This window comes from Corallococcus sp. 4LFB (genome assembly GCF_046520365.1).
Lineage (GTDB): Bacteria > Myxococcota > Myxococcia > Myxococcales > Myxococcaceae > Corallococcus > Corallococcus caeni.
The window spans coordinates 1-2,071 of sequence record NZ_JBKGHJ010000855.1 but is presented as its reverse complement, the minus strand read 5'-3'; the positions used below and the strand labels follow the sequence as shown (position 1 = coordinate 2,071).

The window sequence follows — 2,071 nt, the reverse complement described above, 5'->3', positions numbered from 1 at the left end:
GACGGCGCCTCGCGCGAGGCGGGGGAGATGTCCTTCAGCTCGAAGGCCGAACCCCGGCACGGAGACGGGTTCAATCCGCAGCGGGGTGGGGGGAACGGGCGGACCTTCCGCGTGCGGGACGGCCCTGCCCAGGCCCTTGAGCGCCTCTCCCAGCTTCCGGGCGGCCGCGGCGGACAGGGCCCGGGGCGCGAGCTTCGTCACGTCCTGGAGGAAGCGCTGGCCGCTCTGGCGCGTGGCCTTCGTCAGCTCCTCGGCGTCCACCCGGATGGGCGGGCGCAAGAGGTGGGCGGGCCGGGCGAGGCTGGCCACCGACAGCTCGATGTCCGGGCCGACGCGCCGCAACACGAGCTCCAGGTGCGCCTCCGTCAGCGACACCTGCGCCAGCCGCCGCCTCCCCGCGTGCAGGGCCGCCACCGCCTCCACCAGCGCGGGAACGACCTCCGCCAGGGGCTCCTCCACCGCCCCGGACAGCAGGTTCACGCCGTCCAGTTCCAGCGCGATGGAATCGAGCGGGGAATCCGACGGTTCGCGCTTCCAATGGTGTCCGATGCGGAGACGGGTCATTGACGTTCGTTGACAAGCCAGTTTAGCGGTGGCTAGCATCCGCCGCCCATACGGACCTACATTTTTGTAACCGTTCGGAATTCTTGGGGAATACTCGATGACATTTTACGAGGCCGCGCTCAGGGTACTGGAGAGCGAAGGTCGCCCCCTGCATTTCCTTGAAATCACGGAGAAGTCCATCCAGCTGAGCCTGCTGTCCCACATTGGCAAGACGCCCGAAGTGACGATGCTGTCGCGGCTGGCTGCCATGGCGCGGAGGACGCGGGATCGCAAGGTGATCGTCACGGCGAAGGATACCTTCGCGCTGACGGACTGGTCGCTCTCCGAGGACGTCGAGGCACTTGCACAGACGGGCGTGATGGAGCCGCATCCGGAGGAGGAGCTTCCTCCGCTGCGGCCGGTGGAGCGCCACCCGGAGCCTCGCACGGACAACGTGCGCGCGTCGGGCCGGGGCACGGAGCGCAAGCGCCGCCGGGACGAGGGCGACGAGGAGCGGGGTGGACGCCGCAAGCGCTTCCCGCCGCTGCCGGAGGTCGTGTTCGAGATCCTCAGCGAGGCCGACGCGGGCCTGCGCACGGATCAGCTCATCGAGCGCGCCAAGGCGAAGGAGCTGTGCGCCGAGGAGACCACGGTGGAGGCGGTGCTCACCGCCCTGCTGGAGGACAACCAGCGCCGCATCGACGCGGGCCGCCGGCCCCAGTACGCCTTCAACCAGGAGTCCGGGGAGGTGTCCCTGGAGCGCGCGGGCGCGCCGAGCGAGGCGCCGCCCCTGGAGCTCCAGGCCGCCTTCGCGCAGGCCCTGGGCATCCCGCTGGAGGGGGGCCGCCCGGTGCTGGGCAAGCCCACTGCCGCCGGGGAGCCGCTGGTGGACGAGGCCCTCATCACCACCGCGCGCACGGCCCTCAAGGACGCGCGCCGCGCGGTCGCTCGCGGGCTGCGCAAGCGCCTGGGCGACGCGGACGTGGGCACCTTCGAGAAGTCCGTCGTGAAGATGATGCACGGCCTGGGCTTCCGCGAGCTGAAGGTCGCCAAGCGCTCCAAGGAAGGCCCCCTGCTCACGGCGCGCAAGCGCGAGGGCAGCGTGGAGCTGCGCTACGCGGTCCGCATGCTCAAGGGCATGCCGGGCGTCGACCGCAAGACGGTGCAGGAGCTGCGGCGCGACCTGGGCCACTACTCGGCGCAGGTGGGTCTGCTGGTCAGCGCGGGCGAGGTGCGCGGCGACGCGCGCTCCGAGGCGCAGGCCACGGGCTCGCTGGTGATGCTGTGGTGCGGGGACGCCCTGGGCGAGAAGTTCCTGGAGGCGAAGACCGCCGTCACCGTCACCCAGGTGGAGCTGTACGACATCGACGAGCGCTTCTTCGAGGCCGCGAAGCTGGACGCCGAGGAGGCCCAGCGCCGCCGCGAGGAGCGCAAGAGCGAGAAGCAGGCCCGCGAGGAGGGCGGCGAGGTGGAGGTGTCCGCCGCCGCCGAAAAGCCGGAGCGCGCCGAGCGTCCCGAGCGCGGCGAC

1 protein-coding gene and 1 pseudogene are annotated in these 2,071 nt (G+C 71.5%); one reads left to right on the top strand and one right to left on the bottom strand.

Translation table 11 applies throughout. From position 1 onward, the window contains the following. Positions 1-480 (bottom strand): annotated as a pseudogene (locus ACLEQD_RS41985) (hypothetical protein); the annotation flags it as partial. A 181-nt stretch (positions 481-661) separates the two neighbouring features. Here ACLEQD_RS41985 and ACLEQD_RS41980 point away from each other — a divergent pair. Continuing rightward, the coding region (locus tag ACLEQD_RS41980) for an HTH domain-containing protein (RefSeq protein ID WP_410391535.1) at positions 662-2,071 on the top strand (1,410 nt) is incomplete at its 3' end.